This window comes from Variovorax sp. TLI9-5A, assembly GCF_056867935.1.
The window spans coordinates 6,595,800-6,613,314 of sequence record NZ_CP200310.1 but is presented as its reverse complement, the minus strand read 5'-3'; the positions used below and the strand labels follow the sequence as shown (position 1 = coordinate 6,613,314).

At 67.3% G+C, this 17,515-nt stretch carries 18 protein-coding genes and 1 pseudogene; 11 read left to right on the top strand and 8 right to left on the bottom strand.

Going from position 1 to position 17,515, the window contains the following annotated elements:
* The first annotated feature begins 2 nt into the window (after positions 1-2).
* The 9 genes from AC1VNX_RS31530 (at position 3) to AC1VNX_RS31490 (ending at position 8,926) form a co-directional block, all read left to right on the top strand.
* Complete coding sequence (locus AC1VNX_RS31530) at positions 3-503, top strand: DUF6484 domain-containing protein (RefSeq protein WP_483161455.1); 501 nt, start codon at positions 3-5, stop codon at positions 501-503.
* A gap of 28 nt (positions 504-531) precedes the next feature.
* Complete coding sequence (locus AC1VNX_RS31525) at positions 532-1,656, top strand: DUF2169 family type VI secretion system accessory protein (protein WP_483161454.1); 1,125 nt, start codon at positions 532-534, stop codon at positions 1,654-1,656.
* Between the two features lie 2 nt (positions 1,657-1,658).
* On the top strand, positions 1,659-2,690 hold the full coding sequence (locus AC1VNX_RS31520) for a hypothetical protein (RefSeq protein ID WP_483161453.1): 1,032 nt from the start codon (positions 1,659-1,661) through the stop codon (positions 2,688-2,690).
* Between the two features lie 6 nt (positions 2,691-2,696).
* Complete coding sequence (locus AC1VNX_RS31515) at positions 2,697-3,833, top strand: PAAR-like domain-containing protein (protein ID WP_483161452.1); 1,137 nt, start codon at positions 2,697-2,699, stop codon at positions 3,831-3,833.
* Positions 3,834-3,850: 17 nt separating this feature from the next.
* On the top strand, positions 3,851-4,732 hold the full coding sequence (locus AC1VNX_RS31510; protein ID WP_483161451.1) for a beta propeller repeat protein: 882 nt from the start codon (positions 3,851-3,853) through the stop codon (positions 4,730-4,732).
* A gap of 16 nt (positions 4,733-4,748) precedes the next feature.
* Positions 4,749-6,053 (top strand): TIGR02270 family protein, encoded by a 1,305-nt coding sequence (locus AC1VNX_RS31505; RefSeq protein WP_483161450.1) that lies wholly within the window; start codon positions 4,749-4,751, stop codon positions 6,051-6,053.
* Between the two features lie 13 nt (positions 6,054-6,066).
* Positions 6,067-6,240 carry a hypothetical protein gene (locus AC1VNX_RS31500; RefSeq protein WP_483161449.1) on the top strand — a complete coding sequence of 58 codons (174 nt, stop codon included), beginning with the start codon at positions 6,067-6,069 and terminating at the stop codon, positions 6,238-6,240.
* 89 nt (positions 6,241-6,329) lie between these two features.
* Positions 6,330-8,042: a type VI secretion system-associated FHA domain protein TagH gene (gene tagH / locus AC1VNX_RS31495; protein ID WP_483161448.1), complete on the top strand. Its 1,713-nt coding sequence runs from the start codon at positions 6,330-6,332 to the stop codon at positions 8,040-8,042.
* Positions 8,043-8,131: 89 nt separating this feature from the next.
* On the top strand, positions 8,132-8,926 hold the full coding sequence (locus tag AC1VNX_RS31490) for a PP2C family protein-serine/threonine phosphatase (protein ID WP_483161447.1): 795 nt from the start codon (positions 8,132-8,134) through the stop codon (positions 8,924-8,926).
* Positions 8,927-9,027: 101 nt separating this feature from the next.
* Here AC1VNX_RS31490 and AC1VNX_RS31485 read toward each other — a convergent pair whose 3' ends face one another.
* The 5 genes from AC1VNX_RS31485 to tssA form a co-directional block, all read right to left on the bottom strand.
* The gene (locus AC1VNX_RS31485) at positions 9,028-9,567 is read right to left on the bottom strand and encodes a peptidoglycan-binding domain-containing protein (RefSeq protein ID WP_483161446.1); all 540 of its coding nucleotides are present in this window, start codon (positions 9,565-9,567) and stop codon (positions 9,028-9,030) included.
* An 81-nt stretch (positions 9,568-9,648) separates the two neighbouring features.
* Positions 9,649-10,128 (bottom strand): Hcp family type VI secretion system effector, encoded by a 480-nt coding sequence (locus AC1VNX_RS31480; protein ID WP_301511503.1) that lies wholly within the window; start codon positions 10,126-10,128, stop codon positions 9,649-9,651.
* Between the two features lie 204 nt (positions 10,129-10,332).
* The gene (gene tssC / locus AC1VNX_RS31475; RefSeq protein ID WP_483161444.1) at positions 10,333-11,826 is read right to left on the bottom strand and encodes a type VI secretion system contractile sheath large subunit; all 1,494 of its coding nucleotides are present in this window, start codon (positions 11,824-11,826) and stop codon (positions 10,333-10,335) included.
* Positions 11,827-11,867: 41 nt separating this feature from the next.
* Positions 11,868-12,383, bottom strand: a complete 516-nt coding sequence (tssB, locus tag AC1VNX_RS31470) for a type VI secretion system contractile sheath small subunit (protein WP_108142618.1) — start codon at positions 12,381-12,383, stop codon at positions 11,868-11,870.
* Positions 12,384-12,437: 54 nt separating this feature from the next.
* Complete coding sequence (gene tssA / locus AC1VNX_RS31465; protein WP_483161443.1) at positions 12,438-13,478, bottom strand: type VI secretion system protein TssA; 1,041 nt, start codon at positions 13,476-13,478, stop codon at positions 12,438-12,440.
* A 71-nt stretch (positions 13,479-13,549) separates the two neighbouring features.
* Here tssA and tssJ point away from each other — a divergent pair, with 71 nt between their 5' ends.
* Positions 13,550-14,062, top strand: coding sequence for a type VI secretion system lipoprotein TssJ (gene tssJ, locus AC1VNX_RS31460; protein WP_483161442.1), 513 nt, complete (start codon positions 13,550-13,552; stop codon positions 14,060-14,062).
* A gap of 15 nt (positions 14,063-14,077) precedes the next feature.
* Here tssJ and AC1VNX_RS31455 read toward each other — a convergent pair whose 3' ends face one another.
* From AC1VNX_RS31455 to AC1VNX_RS31445, 3 genes and pseudogenes are all read right to left on the bottom strand, one after another.
* Complete coding sequence (locus AC1VNX_RS31455) at positions 14,078-15,178, bottom strand: type VI secretion system protein (RefSeq protein WP_483161441.1); 1,101 nt, start codon at positions 15,176-15,178, stop codon at positions 14,078-14,080.
* Positions 15,175-16,236 carry a DotU family type IV/VI secretion system protein gene (locus tag AC1VNX_RS31450; protein WP_483161440.1) on the bottom strand — a complete coding sequence of 354 codons (1,062 nt, stop codon included), beginning with the start codon at positions 16,234-16,236 and terminating at the stop codon, positions 15,175-15,177. Before AC1VNX_RS31450 ends, AC1VNX_RS31455 begins: the two co-directional genes overlap by 4 nt.
* Positions 16,237-16,328: 92 nt before the next feature.
* A pseudogene (locus AC1VNX_RS31445) lies at positions 16,329-16,508 on the bottom strand (DotU family type IV/VI secretion system protein); the annotation flags it as partial.
* Positions 16,509-16,751: 243 nt separating this feature from the next.
* On the opposite strand from AC1VNX_RS31445, the gene AC1VNX_RS31440 reads away from it, so the two are divergent.
* Positions 16,752-17,456, top strand: a complete 705-nt coding sequence (locus tag AC1VNX_RS31440; RefSeq protein ID WP_483161439.1) for a response regulator — start codon at positions 16,752-16,754, stop codon at positions 17,454-17,456.
* The last annotated feature ends 59 nt before the right edge of the window (positions 17,457-17,515 follow it).

The window sequence follows — 17,515 nt, the reverse complement described above, 5'->3', positions numbered from 1 at the left end:
CCATGAGTGGCAGAGACCTGATCGAGGCGCAGTTGGCGGCGAACGTCGCCCAGGAGGTGATCGTGGGGCCGTGGCACGCAACCGTCGTCGGCGAGCTGGTAGCCATCGCAGATGAAGGAAGCACGCCCCTTGTCGTGTTCGAGGGGCAGCCCGGCACGGCGGCACTGCGCGCGCGCAGCGTGGTCGATCTGCACGCCGCGCACATCGGCCGTGCCGTGGTGCTGATGTTCGAGCAGGCCGACCCGGCCAGGCCCATCGTGATGGGCGTGCTGCGCGGTGCCGCCGGCTGGCCGCAGGCAGAGGTGCCCGCGCTTGCGCAGGTGGAAGTGGATGCCGACGGTGAGCGTCTTCTCGTCAGCGCGCGGACACAGATGGTGCTGCGCTGCGGCAAGGCGAGCATCACCTTGACGCGTGCGGGGAAGGTGCTGATTCAGGGTAGCTATGTGCTGAGCCGGTCGACGGGTGTCAATCGGGTCAAGGGCGCGGCGGTGCAGATCAACTGATCGCGAGAACGAAAGCGGGACTCAGGCCATGGAAGTCGTCAATTCAACCGGGATGACGGTGGGCTACACGCAGGGCGTGGAGCCTTCCGGGCGAGAGCTGCTGGTCGTGGTGGTGAAAGGCACCTTCGCCATTCCCGAATCGACCCGCGACGGTGAAGTCGTTCTGCAGCCGCATATGGTGCAGAGGCCGCTGATCGTGGCCGACACCTTCACGGGCGAGCCCGGCTACTCGGCTCCGGCCGAAGAAGTGGACTTCGCGCCGCGCAAGCACCGCTGCGATGTGCTGGTTTCCGGAAGCGCACACGCGCCGCATGGCGAGCCGGCCGAGCGTGTGCTGGTCGGGGCTCGGATCGGCAGCTGGCGAAAGGCCTTTGCGGTTACAGGTGACCGTCAATGGTTCTGTGGCCTGTCGGGCGCGCATGCCTCGGCACCGGAGCCCTTCGTCACGAAGCGCATTTCCTATGACGTGGCATTCGGTGGCGTCGACGCGCGCCATGAAGACCCCGACCAGCACGGGGCATACATGCGCAACCCCGTGGGGCGTGGCTGGCACCGTCACCTGCAGGCCCGATACCTCGACGGCGCACCGCTGCCGAACACGGAAGGGATCGATCGTCCGGTCGATGCGCCCGACGGCACCTTCGCGCCGATGGCACTCGGTCCGTTGGGGCGCGGCTGGGCCGAGCGCTTGCCGCATGCGGGCACCTACGACCAGGCGTGGATCGACCATACCTTTCCCTTCCTGCCGTCCGACTTCGACGAGGCCTACTATCAAGCCGCGCCAGCCGACCAGCAGATCGGGTTTCCGCTGGGCGACGAAGAGGTCGTGCTCATGAATCTCAGGCCCGAGGGACAGACCCGCTTCCGCCTGCCGCGCCGCGAAGTACCGGTGACTTTCTTCCGGCGCAAGGGAGGTTGCGAGGAGATCAAGGCCACGCTCGACACGATCGCAATCGATGCCGATCAGGGCTTCGTGACGCTCGCATGGCGGGCCACGCTGCCATTGAAGAAGAGCATCTTCGAGATCTCCAACATCCTTGCCGGCCGCATGTCGAGCGGCTGGTGGCGTGCGCGCGAACTGGGCAAGGAGTGGCATCCGTCGCTCGCCGACCTGGTGCGGACCCGGCGCGAGGCGGCGGAAGAAGAGGTGTGAGCGTGGTCCCGATCGTCATCGGTCGCGCGGGCCTCGTCACCGGGGTGGGGTTGGACACTGCCGCCGCGTGCGCGGCCATTCGCGGCGCGATCGACAACTTCCAGCAGACCGGCTTCAGAGACACCAGTGGCGAGTGGATCATGGGCTGCGAGGTGCCATTGGCTCTGGCCTGGCGTGGCGAGAAGAAGCTGCTGAAGATGGCCGCGCGTGCCATCGGGCAGTGCCTCGCCGGCTTCGACCGCGAGGACTGCGAAGCCATTCCGTTGTTGCTGTGCCTGCCCGAAATCGACCGCCCAGGTCGGCTAGTGCCGGACGACGCCCGATTCTTCGAATTGCTGGAGGACGAATTGGGGCTGCGCTTTCATGTCCGCTCGTCGCTGATTGCGCAGGGGCATGTGTCCGTGGCCGTGGCGCTGTTGCAGGCCCGTCGGATGATCGCCGAGGGACACGCCCCTAGAGTGTTGATAGCCGCGGCCGACAGCATGCTGAGCGGCGCCACGCTGGCCGACTGCGAAGCACGTGAGAGGCTGCTGACAAGCGAGAACTCCGATGGCTTCATTCCGGGCGAGGGTGCGGCGGCGCTGCTGGTGGAGCCCATGGGCGTGCAGGCCGGGCCGCAGCTGGTGTGCCGTGGCCTGGGCTTTGCGCTGGAGCACGCGCACATCGACTCCGAGGAGCCGTTGCGCGCCGAAGGGCTTGCCGAGGCCATCCGTCAGTCGCTGCGGGACGCCGCTTGCGGCGAGAGCATTCTCGAATTCAAGATCATCGACGCCTCGGGCGGGCAGTATGCGTTCAAGGAGGCCACACTCGCGTTTGGCCGCATCGACCGCACGAAGCGCAGCGAGTTCGATGTCTGGCATCCGGCCGACTGCATCGGCGAGGTCGGTGCTCCCATCGGCGCAGTGATGATCGCTGTGCTGAAGGTCGCTTGCGAGAAAGCCTATGCGCGTGGCGACAACGTGCTGCTGCACCTGGGCAACGACGACGGACGGCGCGCAGCCATGGTGTTCTCCTGGCATGCGGGCGGAGGCTGAGCAGACATGGCCAACCAGGTTTTCGCCAATGGCCGCGAGGTCGCCTGCAAGGCTGGCGCGGGCAAGACCATCTGTGCCACACCGGACGTCTGCATGACGCCACCCGAGAACCCCGCGACGCCGCCAGGCGTTCCCGTGCCATATCCGAATACCGGCCTGGCCTCCGACACCACCGACGGCAGCCGCACGGTGCAGATTTCGGGGCAGGAGGTCATGCTGAAGAACAAGTCGTACTTCAAGACCTCTACGGGGGACGAAGCCGGCTGTGCCGCCAAGAAGGGCGTGGTGTCCAGCAAGAACAAGGGCAAGGTGTATTTCATCGACTGGTCGATGGACGTCAAGTTCGAAGGCGAAAACGCGGTGCGTCACCTCGACAAGACCACCAACAACCATGGCAGCCCGATTGCCAATGAATCAATTCCGTGGCCCTTTGTCGATTCGATGGCCGATGCCGAGATAAAAGCACTGTGCGACAAGGACCGCGAGCAGGAAAAGACCGCCTGCAAGGGGTACAAGAAGAAGGCCGGCGGCCCCGGCAAGGACGTGTGCGAGGAAGCGGGTATCGGCAGCGCATTCACGCGCAGCAAGGGTGCGACCACCACGCGCGCACGCAACGCCAGCGAAAACCCTTGTTCGGCCGCGCGCCGCTGCAGGCTTACCCCGTACAACGCGGAGCCAAGGGATGGCATCACGGGCTGTTGCCCTGCGCAGACCGGTGACCACATCGTGCCGAAGAGTTCCTTCTTCGTGAGCTCGGTGAGCAACGGAAAGAAGATGCCCGGCTGGGAGAAGTACGACATCGATACGGCGCCCTGCATGTGCACCGAGGGCGGCAGTTGCTCCGGCACGCACGGCCTGCGGCACGCGCACCACAAGACAACGGCGGGGCCTGGGGTGTCGCCCGGCGACCACCGCTCTTTCAACGCCGAGGTCGCGCACTGCGCCGCCGGAGCAAAGGAGGTTGCACCTCAGTGCAGCAAGGAATGCATCGAGGCGCAACTCAAGCAGGGCCACAAGGGCATGGGCGATCAACGCAAGGCCGTCAAGTATTCGCCCACCGGAAAGAACGAAATGTCGAAATTCGCGGAACTGAAGAAGACCATCGCTGCCACGCTGGCCAAGTTCGGCCGAGCCGCTCGCTGAATCCAAGGAGTTTTCCCATGACCACCCGAGCTTCCGATACACGTGAATTCGTGCGCGGTGCGGCGCGCTTCCACGATCTTGTCTACGTCATCAGCAAGAGCCGCGTGCTGGTGGGCCAGGAGATCGCGCACAGCAGTCTGGTGGCGGTCGACCAGGGGCTGTGGAGCGACGCCGTCGATACGGACTGGGATGCGAGTGGGGTCGCGATCGCGCGCGGCCCGGACGAATGCGTGGTGCTCGTCGGAGAGGACGGCGATGTCGTCACATATGCCGGCGGCAACTCGAGCGAAGAGGCGATCGTGCCGCCGCCCGTGATGATCCGCAACGCGAAGGACATCGCAGGGCGCGTGTATGCCTGCGGCATGAAGAGGCAGGTGTTCCAGCGGCTCGACGGGCAGTGGGTCGACCGCAGTGCACCGCGCGCCGACGACATCGAGAAGTACGGTTTCGAGGCCATCGACGGCTACGCCAGGAACGAGATCTACGCCGTCGGCTGGGGTGGCGAGATCTGGCAGTACGACGCCGCGGCCTGGGTGCAGCGCGCGAGCCCCACCAACGTGATCCTCACCGCGGTGTGCTGTGCGGGCGATGGCGTGGTCTATGCGGCGGGACAAGGCGGGGTGATGCTGCGCGGTCGCCATGACGTGTGGTCGCTGGTGCAATGGCAGGACGAAGTCACGGCCGACCTATGGGACTTGTGCTGGTTTCAGGACCGCCTCTACGTGGCCACTATGTCGGCGCTCTACACATTGGACCGCGACACGCTAGTGCCGGTGGATTTCGGCGACAGCGGACCGGCCACCTGCTACAGCCTTTCAGTGGCCGAAGGCGTGCTTTGGTCGGTAGGGCGCGCCCACGTCGCATCGTTCGACGGCACCGTCTGGCGCACCTACGATTGAATCGGGAGTCGATGCCATGAGTGCGGTCGCCTCTCCGTCCATTGCCGACGCCTTCGTTCCCGAGCTTGTTCCACTCGTCGTGACGCGCCATGCCGAGGAATCGGCGCTGCTCTGCGGGCAGCGTTTCTTCATGGTGCGCGCGGGCCACGTCAAGCTGCACCACCTGCGCAGGCTCGACGATCGCCTGGCTGCGCATCTCGACGGTCTGGGCGTGGCGGGCGAAGCTGGAGGCCGGGCCACCGACGAGGCGCTTGCCAACCTCGGGCCCGGCGAGGTGTTCACGTCCTTTGCACTGGCGCTCGACAATCGCGACGACCGGCGCATTGCGCATCTTCTGGCCCTGGCCGAGGCTGTCGCAGATGCGCGGGAGGCGGTGGCGCTCGCTGTCGGCTGGGTGTCGGCGCAGTCGCTGCGCGGCATTGTCGGCAACCTGCTGGCGTCGCCACAAGCATTGCTCAGGTCTGTCGGCATTGCGGCTTGCGATTTTCACCGGGTCGACCCCGGCAACATGCTGGCCAGCGCCATGATCGATCCCAGCGTATTGCTGAGGGCACAGGCGTTGCAGGCTGCAGGCGACTGCGGTCGTAGCGATCTGTTGCCGAACTGCGTGGGCGCGCTGGATGATGAGGACATGGCTTGCCGGTTCTGGGCCGCACGATCGGCCGTGCTGCTTGGGGAGCGCCACAAGTCGATCCCTGTGCTGCTCGACGCGGTTCGCGTGCCCGGCGGCCACTACCGGACACCTGCTCTAGCGTTGCTGTTGAAGCTAGTCGGATCGGCACGCGCAGCGCCGTTGCTGCGATCGCTGATTGCGGAGCCGCAAGGCATGCGTGACGCGATCCGCGCTGTGGGCGTTGTCGGTGACGCGCATGCCGTGCCGTGGCTCATCGCCCAGATGGCCGATCCCCTCCTCGCGCGGCTGGCGGGTGAAGCCTTTACGACCATCACCGGAATCGATCTGGCGTGGAACAACCTGGAGATCAAGCCCATGCAAGGCGCGGAAGCTTCTGACGCAGACGACCCAGAGGCCATCGACGTTGCCATGGACGAAGACGAAGGCCTGCCTTGGCCGGATCCTGTCGGGTTGCTGAGCTGGTGGGAGGCCAATGCGTCGCGCTATCCCGTTGCCGGCGAGCGCAGCTTCATGGGGGCGGCGCCTTCCTGGTCGCATTGCCTGCGTGTATTGCGTGGAGGCTGCCAGCGCCAACGGGCAGCAGCGGCGACGTATCTCTGCCTGCTGCGACCCGGAACGCAACTGTTTCCAACCAGTGCCCCTGCCTGGAGGCAGGAGCGGTGGTTGACCCAGATGCCCGAGGAATGAGGCGAGTACGCCTATGGCGGCGAAATACATCCTCGCGGCGCTGGCGGTCGTCTTTCTGATCGCGGCGGGCGCGCGGCAAGTGCGACATCTGCGCGGCGGCTCGAAGGACCCCGCCACCCGCACCTGGCTCCTCATAGCCCTCATCTTCACCGCCATCGCAGCCTGGCTGCAATGGCATACCTCTTAAGGCGAGATTGCCAACATGCCCCACGGAATGAATACTCCTTGCGAGTTTGTTCGGGCGCATTCAGGCACAGAGCCTTCGGGGGCCGATTCATGATCCATATCGCTGTCATCACCCGGCAAGGCGCTCCGGCGGGGCAGTCCATCGCGGCGGACTTCGGCCCCAATGGCGGCACCATCGGGCGGGCCGATACCAACACGCTGGTGCTCGACGATCCCGACCGCACGGTTTCTCGCGTGCATGCGCAGGTGCTGTGCCGCGACGGGCAGTACTTCGTGATCGACCGGGGCAGCAACCCGATGCAGTGCAACGGCGTGTCGCTGGGCTCGGGCAAGGAGGCCGCGCTGACCGATGGGGCGCGGCTGGTGGTGGGCAGCTTCGAGCTCACGGTGCGGGTGACGGCCGCTGCTGCAACGCCGCCGCCTTCGCTGGCCATTCCCAACACGGTGCTCGGGGCGCCTGCGGGAGCATCTGCCGCGGCGGCGGCTTCGTCGAGCGACGATCCTTTCGCCGACCTGCTCGCGGGCCTCGCTCCGCCGCCTGCGCCCGCGGCCGCTCCCAAGCCTGCTGTCCAGTCGCCAGCGGCCGCGCTGCCCGATTCGCTGCTCTTCCCCGATCCGATGGAAAGCGGCTCGCGGAATGTGCAGGCTGCGCAGGTCGATCCTTTCGCCAACCTGCTGGGGCCCTCGCCGTCGTCGACGCCTTCGGCCGGCATGGGCGCGCTCGACGACTTCTCCGATCTGGGCGCGCCGCCCGCGCATGGCAAGGCGGCGAACATCGACGATCTGTTCGGTGGCATGGGCGGTGGTGGTGGCGGCATCGGCGGAGACCCGCTTGCGCTGTCGCCGCTGGCCGATCCGCTGCTGCAGCCGAACACCGCGTCGAATGCCGATCCGCTCGCGGCCCTGCAGCAGGCGGCGCCGGCCACGCCCACGCCGCGGCCTGACCATCTGCCGATCGACCAGTTCGGCTTCACGCCGCCGAAGGCCGTCGAGCCGCCGGCACCGCTGCCTCCGCCGGCGCCGGTGATGGCCCCGGCGCCCGCACCCGTGCCCGCGCCGCCGGCACTGGCGCAGTTCGACGACATGACCGGCCAGCCGATCCGCATCAGCGGGCCGGAAGGCCCGGGCAGGCCGCTGGAGCCGTTGAGGCCTCCCGCGCCTGCACCGGCTCCACGTCCTACCGCATCCGCACCGGAACGCATGGCCAGCGACGACGAGTTGCTCGCCGCCTTCCTGCGCGGCCTCGCGAGCACGCACCAGCCGCCCGAGATGCTCACGCCGGGCCTGATGGAGCGCATCGGCTCGATGCTGCGCAGCGCCACCGAGGGCACGCTGCAGCTGCTGCTCACGCGCCAGGAGTTCAAGCGCGAGGTGCGTGCCGAGGTGACGATGATCGCGGCGCAGGCCAACAACCCGCTGAAGTTCTCGCCCACGGTGGAGGTGGCGCTGGCGCATCTGCTGGGCCCCGGTGTGCGCGGCTTCATGCCGCCCGAGGCCGCGATGCGCGATGCCTTCAACGACCTGCGCGCGCATCAGTTCGGCGTGATGGTGGGCATGCGCGCCGCGCTGGCCCATGTCATCGCGCGCTTCGAGCCGGCGGAGCTGGAGAAGAAGATCAGCGCGAAGACGGCGCTCGACGCGCTCTTCAGCGCCAACCGCAAGGCCAAGCTGTGGGACCAGTTCGTGTCGCTCTACGGCGGCATCGCGAGCGAGGCGGAGGACGACTTCCACAGCCTCTTCGGCAAGGCTTTCCTGGAGGCCTACGAAGAGCAGATGGCGCGCCTGAAGTCCGACGGGCAGTAGGTAGGTAGATAGAAAAAAGCAAGAACAGGAAGAACGACGACCTCGGTCGAAGCCACCACAACAACATCAGCCATCGCGAGGCACCCCGCTTGGAAATCGAAATCGTCACGCTCTCCCGGCAGGGAGGCCGCACTTACAACGAGGACGTGCATGGCCACTGGCACGACGAGCGCTACGTCGCCTGCCTGGTGGCCGATGGCGCGGGCGGCCATGGCGGCGGCGACGTGGCGGCGGCCACCGCGCGGGCCAGCATGCTGGGCGGCTTCTCGGCCGCGCCGGGACTGGACGAGACCACGCTGCGCAGCCTGGTGGAGCAGGCCAACCTCGACGTGGTGGCGCGCCAGGCCGAGGGCGGCAAGCTCGCGGGCATGCGCTCGACCATCGTGTTCGCGGCCATCGACCTCGAAAGCCAGGCGCTCGCCTGGGTGCACAGCGGCGACAGCCGCGCCTACCTGTTCCGTGGCGGCGCCATCGTTGCGCGCACCACCGATCACAGCCTGGTGCAGCAGATGGTGGCCGGCGGCATGCTCGACGAGGAGGGGGCGCGGCTGCATCCGCAGCGCAACATGCTGCTGTCGGCGCTGGGCTCGATCGAGGAGGCGCCCGACATCGCGGTGTCGCAGCGCATGCGCCTGCTGCCGGGCGACGTGCTGCTGCTGTGCAGCGACGGCGTGTGGGAGCCGCTGGGCGACGAGTGCCTGATCGACACGCTGCACGCCTCGCGCACGCCCAGCCAGTGGACGGAGCTGATCGACCTGCAGGTCAAGGCCAACGCCAAGCCGGGCCATGACAACTACACGGCGCTCACGCTGTGGGTGATCGAGGACGATGGCGACGACGTGACGCGGCTGATGCCTGAGAACGTCGCGTCGACGGATTCCTGAGTCTCCCGTCTCAGGGCAGGGAAAGACGCAGAAGGGAAAGAGAAAGGGCCCGGAGCGATCGCTCCGGGCCCTTGTCGTTCGATCCGAACCAGCCCGTCCGTTCAGGCTCCGCCCGTGGTCGGAACGGTCTGCGGCGCGACGTAGGTGTACTTGTTCGCCGTCTTCTTCACCTTCTTCAGCGCGTTGCGCAGCTGCGCCGGCATGTCGCTGCGATTGGGCAGGTTGGTGTAGTTGTCGATGCCCTGTTCCTTGCAGCAGTTGGCGCAGCCGTTGTTGAGCAGGTCGAGCGCGTAGCGCGTCTTGCTCAGCGTGCTGGAGGCGCCGGGCTCGCGGAAGGGATCGAAGATGCCGTCGGGCAGCACTTTCTGTCCCAGCGCGATCGCCTGCGTCTGGAAGTGCGTGATGTGCTTCTGCGTGACCGGCCCGTAGTAGCCGTCCACGACGATCACCTCGGTCTGGCCCGGGGGCGGGTCCAGGTCGTGGTTGAAGCCCATCAGCTCGTAGTAGAAGATCTTGAACAGCGCCTGCACCAGCATCACGTCTTCACGTGTGTTGGAGCCGATCCGGCCGACCGACCAGTCGATGTTGTAGGCGGTGAGCAGCGCGCCGCTGGTGCCGATGAGTGGGGTGCTGAATGCCATTGCATTGCTCCGGTGAGGACGCGTGGAAACCGCATCGGGCACTGGCGCGCCCGATGCCGTGCCCCGCGGGTCCGTCGTCCGTCAGCGGGTCTCGGTGGTTGCGACGTTCCAGCCGAACTTGACTTCGCCGCCGGCCGCGCCCTTGTCATCCTGGGCCTTGTAGGCGAACTCGATGTCCTTGAACGAGCACGACACCTGTTCCTGCACGTCGCCGCCCTGCGCGCCGCCGGGGCCGACCATGGAGATGAAGACTTCCTTGAGCGTGACTTTCAGGTACTCCTGCTGGCCCTCGCCCGACTTGCGGCAGGTCAGGACCAGGTCCTTGAAATGCTTGCCGCTCACGCAGTTCTTGGCCAGCACCGGGGAGGCCTTGTCGTAGACGTGCGTGAAGTGGAACTCGCCCGGCGTGGCCTTGCCCTTGCCCGAGCCGCCGCCGGAGCCCGCGCCCGAGGCATTGCTCACGTTCCAGGTCCACGACGAGATCTCGATCTCGTCCTTGTGGTCCTTGTGGGAAGACTCGCCCTTGACGCCGTCGAGCTTGATGTGAAAGTCAGAAGACATGTTCCTACTCCTTGGAACCCGATTGCGTTCGGGCAGTTGCTGTTGATGATCGAGATGGATGCCTGTGCTGCCGGTGGCTTGTCGGCGGGGCCGGTCCCCGGCAGCTGTGGATAGAACGAAACGGGATCGGGAATTTCAAGAAAAAACCGACCCGTCCCGTGCTTTCTTTTCTTCTTTTTCTTCGCGTCTTTCCGCGTTACCGCCTCAGGCGCCGCCCTTGGTCGAAGGCAGCTTCGACACCAGGCGCAGCGAGACCGTGAGGCCTTCGAGCTGGTAGTGCGGGCGCAGGAAGAACTTGGAGGTGTAGTAGCCCGGGTTGCCTTCCACTTCCTCGACGACCACCTCGGCGGCGGCCAGCGGCTTCTGGGCCTTGGTGATCTCCGAGGAGTTGGCGGGGTCGCCGTCCACGTAGTTCATGATCCACTTGTTGAGCCAGCGCTGCATGTCCTCGCGCTCCTTGAAGCTGCCGATCTTGTCCCGCACGATGCACTTCAGGTAGTGCGCGAAGCGGTTGCAGGCAAAGAGGTAGGGCAGGCGAGCCGCCAGGTTGGCGTTGGCGGTGGCGTCGGGGTCGTCGTACTCGGCGGGCTTGTTCAGCGACTGGGCGCCGATGAAGGCCGCGAAGTCGGAGTTCTTGCGGTGGATCATCGACAGCAGTCCCGCCTTCGACAGCTCGGCCTCGCGGCGGTCGCTGATGGCGATCTCGGTGGGGCACTTCTGGTCCACGCCGCCGTCGTCGCTCGGGAAGGTGTGCAGCGGCAGGTTCTCCACCGCGCCGCCCGACTCGATGCCGCGGATGCGCGAGCCCCAGCCGTAGAGCTTGTACGAGCGGTTGATGTTGGTCGCCATCGCGTAGGCCGCGTTGGCCCAGGCGTACTTGTTGTGGTCGGCACCGGCGGTGTCTTCCTCGAAGTCGAACTCCTCCACCGGGTTGGTGTTGGCGCCGTAGGGCGTGCGCGCAAGGAAGCGCGGCATGCACAGGCCGATGTACTTCGAGTCGTCCGACTCGCGCAGGCTGCGCCAGCCTGCGTACTCGGGCGTGGAGAAGATCTTGGTCAGGTCGCGCGGGTTCGCGAGCTCCTGCCACGACTCCATCTGCATCAGGTTGGGGCTGGCGCCGGTGATGAAGGGCGCGTGCGCCGATGCGGCGATCTTGGCCATCTCGCCGAGCAGCTCGACGTCGGGCGGGCTCTGGTCGAAGTGGTAGTCGCCCACCAGCGCGCCGAAGGGCTCGCCGCCGAACTGGCCGTATTCCTGCTCGTAGATCTTCTTGAACATCGGGCTCTGGTCCCACGCCGCGCCCTTGAACTTGCGCAGGTTCTTGGCCAGCTCCTGCTTGGAGATGTCCATCACCCGGATCTTGAGGTTCTCGTCGGTCTCGGTGTTGTTCACCATGTAGTGCAGGCCACGCCACGCACTCTCGAGCTTCTGGTAGTCGGGGTGATGGATGATCTTGTTGACCTGGTCGGTCAGCTTGGCGTCGATCGCGGCGATCATGGCCTGGATCGACTTGGTCACGTCCTTGCCGATGACGGTGCTGTTGGCCAGCGCCTGCTGCGCCAGCGTGAGCACGGCGGCTTCGACGGCGCTCTTGGCTTCGTCGCTGCGGGGCTTGAATTCCTTCTGCAGCAGCGATGAAAAGTCGCTGCCCGCGTACGCGACATCTTTCAGCGCGCTCTGTTCGAGTGCTTCGGCCATGGTGATCTACTCCTCGTGTGCTCGGATGGTTGTCGGGCGGCTCAGGCGGCGGGTGCGCTGCCGTCCTCGGGTTTCTTGCTCGCGGCCAGCGTCTGCAGCAGGGCCGGGTCTTCCAGCACCTTGGCCAGCAGTTCTTCCGCGCCGCCCTTGCCGTCCATGTAGGTGACGAGGTTCGAAAGCTGCGTGCGTGCCTCGAGCAGCTTGTTGAGCGCGCCGACCTTGCGCGCCACCGCGGCGGGCGAAAAGTCTTCCATGTTCTCGAAGGTGAGCTCCACCTTCAGGTCGCCTTCGCCGGTGAGCGAGTTCTCCACCGCGAAGGCCGCGCGCGGCTTCATGGCCTTCATGCGCGAGTCGAAGTTGTCGACGTCGATCTCCAGGAACTTGCGATCGGCCACCGGCGCGAGCGGGTCGGCCGGCTTGCCGGAGAGGTCCGCCAGCACGCCCATGACGAAGGGCAGCTGCACCTTCTTCTCCGCCCCGTAGAGCTCTACGTCGTACTCGATCTGGACCCGGGGCGCCCGGTTGCGGGCGATGAATTTCTGACTGCTCTTGGCCATGGAGATGCTCCTTGCGGGTGTGAATGGGGACGGATGCGGTGTGGTGGTCGGGGCTTATTCGGACGGGCGGCGGCCCGTGACCGTTTCGATGGTGTCCATCGCGTTCGGCGCGAGGTTGGCCATGATTTCGAGAAAGCTCACGCCGATGAGCTTCTTGGCGCGCTCGATCAGCAGCGGCGCCGGGTTGCCCGGCTCGGCCTGCTCCAGATAGCGGATCACGCGGTCGAGCATCTGCACGGCGTCCTGCCGGCTCTGTATTTCGCCGCGCGCGGCGGCGGGTCGGGCGGCTGCCGCGCCGCTGGCCTGCGTGTCGGCGGCGTCGCCGGAGTCCTGCGCGGCGGCCGCATCGGCCGGCGAGCCGCTGGCCGAGGCGCAGGCCTTCTGCAGCACGCGCGCGATGGCGCGCAGCGGGTCGAGGTCGAAGGCGTCGGCGCGGCCGGTGCGCTCGGAGATGAGCTTCTTCAGCTGCTCCACCAGCGCGGGCACGCCCAGCGCGGCCTGGATGGCATCGGGCCGCTCGGACTGGATGGCCTCCAGCCCGCCCTGCACCTGCGCCATCGAGTAGCCGGCTTCGCCGCCCACGGCGGTGAGCGCGTTGTGCGCGATGGCAATGTCGCGTACGCGGATCGGCCCCACGCCGCGCGCGATGCCGACCTGCGCCTCGTAGAGGTCGCGCAGGCCCATGGTCTCGTCGGTCAGCGGCGCGAGCGCGTTCAGGCGCATCGTCGGGTCGTTGTCGTCGTCGGCATCCAGCTTTGGATGTATGCCGTCCCAGAAGGTGTCGAGCAATCCGTTGAGCAGCCGCAGGCCGGCGGCGAAGCCTTCCACGCCCTGCAGGCGGGTGGAGGCGCGCAGCAGCAGCACGGCGGCGCGCACGTCCTTGCTGCGCCGCAGGATGTTCTCGGCCTTCTCGCCCACCTCGCGCCACTCGGGCTCGACCGCGGGGATCACCGTGTCGCCGAACTGCTGCTCGGGCTTGCCCTGCGCTTGCGCGACCAGCGCCATGAAGTCCGCGTCGTACTCGAGATCGTCGCCGCACGGCGATGCATCGCCGATGGGCGCGAGCAGTGTTGCAGCGAGTTCGTTGTTCAGCATGTTGCCTATCGGAGTTCGCTGGTGATAATCAAAGATGCGTCTTGACCGGTCAATGCAACGAAGGGAATAGCATGCGCACGCTGGGTACACACCATTCGTCCTATGAAGGCTTCCTCGGCGCGGCAACGCGGCGCCGCATCGCGATCCTTGGCCTTGCTGGAGCGGGTCTTCTGCTTGCGGGCTGCGCGGCGAAGCCGGTGGTCACCACGGTGGCCGTCACGCTCACGGCGGGCGCAGACGCCAACCCCGATGCACGCGGCCGCGCATCTCCGCTCACGGTGCGCGTGTATGCACTGAAGTCGCCCGGCCCTTTCGAAGGCTCCGACTTCTTCTCTCTGTTCGAGAAGGACCAGGCCACGCTCGGCGCCGAGCTCGTTCAGCGCGAAGAAGTGCTGCTGCGGCCCGGCGAGACGAAGAAGCTGGACTTCAACCTGCCGCCCGATGCGAAGTCCATGGGCGTGATGGCGGCCTATCGCGACCTCGACCGCGCACGCTGGCGCGAGGTGCGCCCGGTGGTCACCGGCAAGGCGCAGTCGCTGGACGTGAACTTCGGCGCGCGCGCGATGCGCGTGGACGCCAAGTAGTCCGTGCTCTCTTGTTCATGACGGCCTTCCCGGCCGCACCAGAGGCTGGTCGACGGGAAGGAAGTGCTCGAACAGGTCGTGCACGAAGGCGCCGCCGGCCGCGTCCGACGCGGATGCCGTGAGATAGAAGCCGCGCCAGCGCGGCGCGCGCGGACCCTTGCCCTGGTTCTCGAACAGTACCTGCGCGAACTGGCGCAGCCCGGGCTGCAGGGCACGCACAGCCTCCACGAACTCATGAATGGCGAGCCGGCCGGTGGGGCCGGGCTGCTCGCGCAGCAGCGACATGCGCAGCGCGTGCAGCTGCTGCGCGATGGGCTCGAACACGGCGTCCAGCCGCTCGCCCGCCGGTGTCTCGATGAAGGCGGAAGGGTCGGTCAGCCTGTGTCCCAGCGCCTGTGCAAGCACTTCGGGCGGCAGCGCGCCGCGCAGGGTGGCATAGCCTGCGAGCTTTTCGAGCCCGGTCACGACGAGGTAGGTGGGCATCTGCAGCCGCAGGCCGTCGCTGGCTTCACCGAGTAGGCGGCGCGTTCGCGCGGCGAGCGACTTCAGCTCCGTGGGGTCGGCATCCAGCAGGTCGCTGGCCGCCACGCCCACTACAAGGCCGTTGAGCGGCAGGCGGTCGCGCCGCTCGGCCAGCGCGAGCAGCGAATGCAGCCACAGGCTGCGCAGCCGCGGCGTGTTCGCCATGTCGCCGACCGCGCCCGCATCGATCTCGACGGCCACCAGCCGGCGGGTCAGCCACCAGTGCCACCATGCGCCGCCGGATGCGGCGTCCGCGCGTTCGGCATGCGCGGTCGCCAGCAGCCCCGCGAGGTTGGCCGATGCATCGCCGAAGAAGAGAAACCACGGCACCGGCACCGAGGGCCTGGCCCATGGTGCGCGGCGCATGGCCTGCTGCGCCTGAGCCATGCTTTCCTTCAGCGTGTCGACGGCCAATGCGGTTGCGCCGGCACCGGCCGCCGGCTCGTCCAGCGCGGCAAGGCGCTTGCGCAGCCCGCGCCGTCGCGCGCCCCGGCCCGCGTCGCGCACCACTGCGCACAGCAGGCCGAAGCCCAGCAGGCACAGCGTCAGCAGCAGCCAGAAGCGGTGGGCGGGCGACAACAGCAGGCCGGTCATCGCGAGACAGTCTCCAGGAAGACGAAGTCGGCGATCAGCCGGTCGCTGTTCTTGCTGGCCGCGAGCGACTCGCGCAGCCGCAGCAGGTAGGCGGAGGCGAGCTCGAAGGGCGGCCTGTCGGCGGTTTCGGTGAAGGGCGTGGGCGACGAAAGCACCGTGATCAGCACGCTGCCGAAGGGCGGGCTCACCAGCCAGCTCGAAGGGATGTCGCGGCCTATCTCCAGGAGCTCGCCTGCGTGCAGTCGCGTGGGCATCTGCCCGGCGTTGAGATGCATGACCGAGCCGTCCACCGTGTAGTAGTCGATCCAGATGTAGCTGTCGTGGCGCGGCGCGGTGATCTGCACGCGCACGTTGTCGCCCTCGCGCAGCCGGCCGTCGCGGGCCGAGGGTGCGCTCACGTCCAGCCCGTAGGCCTTTTCGGCGTTGCGCATCTGATAGGGCTTGAGAATGGCGAACACCTCGCAGTGAGGCCATACGCGCAGGCCGATGTCGAAGCGCGGCGCCTTCACGCCGGGCAGTGCGCTCACCTCGTGCTCGACGCGAGGCAGGTCGCCGGGCAACGAGACGAAGCCGGTGACCCGCGTGCGGCCCTCGTGGTCGACACTTGCCGTGAGGTCGGCGCAGGCGAAGGTCTGCAGGTGCTGCTCGATGCGCTGGGCCAGGCCGGTGGCGGCCGCGGGCGGGCCGCTGGACCACAGCCACAGCATGTACAGCAGCGGCAGGGCGAAGGCCAGGGCGGCGGCGCCCAGCAGCAGGGTGCGGTCGCGCCGGCGCGTGTCGTTGGGGCCGCGCGGGTCGGGCACCTCGTAGGGCTGCGGCGTGATGTGTTCCTGCAGCAGGCTGCCCGTCGACAGCGGGCGCAGCAGCAGCTGGCGGCCGTGCAGGTCCTTCAGCTTGCCCAGTTCGCCCTGGTCGCCCTCCTCGAAGTAGTACTGGCCCTTGAAGCCGAGCGCCAGCGCGTGCCAGTACACCTCGCGCACCGCGTCGTCGCCCGCGCCCAGGGCCGAGAGGTGGTGGAAGAACTCGCTGTGCGCGTTGTTGGAGTTGAAGAGCTGCACCTGCAGGGGGACGCGGTGCCTGTTGCACCGGCGGCATCGGGGTGGCGCGCGAGGATCTCGTCGATCCAGGCCACCATCGCGAAGGAGGCAGACTCGATCTGTGCGGCGGGCGTGCCGGCGGCCTCGGCGGCGGCGCGTGCCGCGTCCAGCTGCTGGCGGGCCTGTTGCTGCGCCGCATCGTGCGGCAGCAGGGGCGCGCCGGACGCGACGGACGCATCCAGCGCGAGGCCGGATGAGATGAAGCTGGAGAAACAGTCGAGAAGGCGGGCCATCGGCGGGCCCGCTCATTCATGCGTTGCGAAGGATGCCTTGCACCGGCGTCTGCAGCGATGGCACATGCCCATGTCCCCGGTTCCTTCGAGTAGGCAGCCATTCTTTCAAAGGGCTTGCGACGGGCGCCATACCGCTTGGGGTCTATGCCGTTGGTGGGGCCGCCGGCCTTGCTGCGCGGGGATTTCGCCGGTATCTTCAGCGTCTGCCGTGCCTTGCACGCTGGGATACGGGGAAAAGACATCATGAAAATACTGATCGCCGACGACCACCGGCTCGTCATCGAGGCGGTCAAAGCCAAGCTGTCGGAGCTGGAGCCCGGCATCGAATTCGTCCTGGCGATGAGCGTCGACGAATTGCTTGCCGGAGCCACCGACGACCTCGACCTGGCCCTGATCGACCTCAACATGCCCGGTGCCGATGGTCAGGCCCACATCGACAAGATCCGACAGCGCCACCCGGCCGTGCCGGTGATCGTGCTGTCGGGCTACGAAGACCCGGCCATCATGCGCAGTGCGCTCGAGCGCGGCGTGCTCGGATTCATACCCAAGGCCTACTCCCCCGACGTGATGCTCTCGGCCGTGCGGCTGGTGCTGGCTGGCGGCGTGTACGTGCCGCCGATGATGCTGACGGCCGTGCCTCCGGGCATCGTGGCCGGCATGGCCCAGCAGGCCGGCACCGAGACGCTCGTGCGCGGCGGCGGCGGCAACGGTGGCAGTGGCGGCACGCAGACGCTGGAGCACCTGCGCAGCGTGCTCACCGAGCGGCAGGTCGAGGTGCTGCAGCTGCTGTCGCAGGGCAAGCCCAACAAGCTGATCGGGCGCAGCCTGGGCATCAGCGAGGGCACCGTGAAGATCCACCTGGCGGCAATCTTCCGTGCGCTCAACGTGCGCAACCGCACCGAGGCGGTGGTGGCCGCCCAGGCGCTGACCGAGGCGCAGCAGGCCTGAGCGGCGCCTGTGCTTTCCCGCAAGCAATTCAGCGTTGCGAACGCAACAAGGGAGCGGCG

Bases quoted from the DNA above. Each gene is read 5' to 3' on its own strand.
- AC1VNX_RS31480 (WP_301511503.1), bottom strand. From the start codon at position 10,128: ATGTCTTCTGACTTTCACATCAAGCTCGACGGCGTCAAGGGCGAGTCT.
- AC1VNX_RS31515 (WP_483161452.1), top strand. From the start codon at position 2,697: ATGGCCAACCAGGTTTTCGCCAATGGCCGCGAGGTCGCCTGCAAGGCT.
- AC1VNX_RS31530 (WP_483161455.1), top strand. From the start codon at position 3: ATGAGTGGCAGAGACCTGATCGAGGCGCAGTTGGCGGCGAACGTCGCC.
- tssC (WP_483161444.1), bottom strand. From the start codon at position 11,826: ATGGCCGAAGCACTCGAACAGAGCGCGCTGAAAGATGTCGCGTACGCG.
- AC1VNX_RS31485 (WP_483161446.1), bottom strand. From the start codon at position 9,567: ATGGCATTCAGCACCCCACTCATCGGCACCAGCGGCGCGCTGCTCACC.
- tssB (WP_108142618.1), bottom strand. From the start codon at position 12,383: ATGGCCAAGAGCAGTCAGAAATTCATCGCCCGCAACCGGGCGCCCCGG.
- tssJ (WP_483161442.1), top strand. From the start codon at position 13,550: ATGCGCACGCTGGGTACACACCATTCGTCCTATGAAGGCTTCCTCGGC.
- tagH (WP_483161448.1), top strand. From the start codon at position 6,330: ATGATCCATATCGCTGTCATCACCCGGCAAGGCGCTCCGGCGGGGCAG.
- AC1VNX_RS31440 (WP_483161439.1), top strand. From the start codon at position 16,752: ATGAAAATACTGATCGCCGACGACCACCGGCTCGTCATCGAGGCGGTC.
- AC1VNX_RS31510 (WP_483161451.1), top strand. From the start codon at position 3,851: ATGACCACCCGAGCTTCCGATACACGTGAATTCGTGCGCGGTGCGGCG.
- tssA (WP_483161443.1), bottom strand. From the start codon at position 13,478: ATGCTGAACAACGAACTCGCTGCAACACTGCTCGCGCCCATCGGCGAT.
- AC1VNX_RS31455 (WP_483161441.1), bottom strand. From the start codon at position 15,178: ATGACCGGCCTGCTGTTGTCGCCCGCCCACCGCTTCTGGCTGCTGCTG.
- AC1VNX_RS31500 (WP_483161449.1), top strand. From the start codon at position 6,067: ATGGCGGCGAAATACATCCTCGCGGCGCTGGCGGTCGTCTTTCTGATC.
- AC1VNX_RS31505 (WP_483161450.1), top strand. From the start codon at position 4,749: ATGAGTGCGGTCGCCTCTCCGTCCATTGCCGACGCCTTCGTTCCCGAG.
- AC1VNX_RS31525 (WP_483161454.1), top strand. From the start codon at position 532: ATGGAAGTCGTCAATTCAACCGGGATGACGGTGGGCTACACGCAGGGC.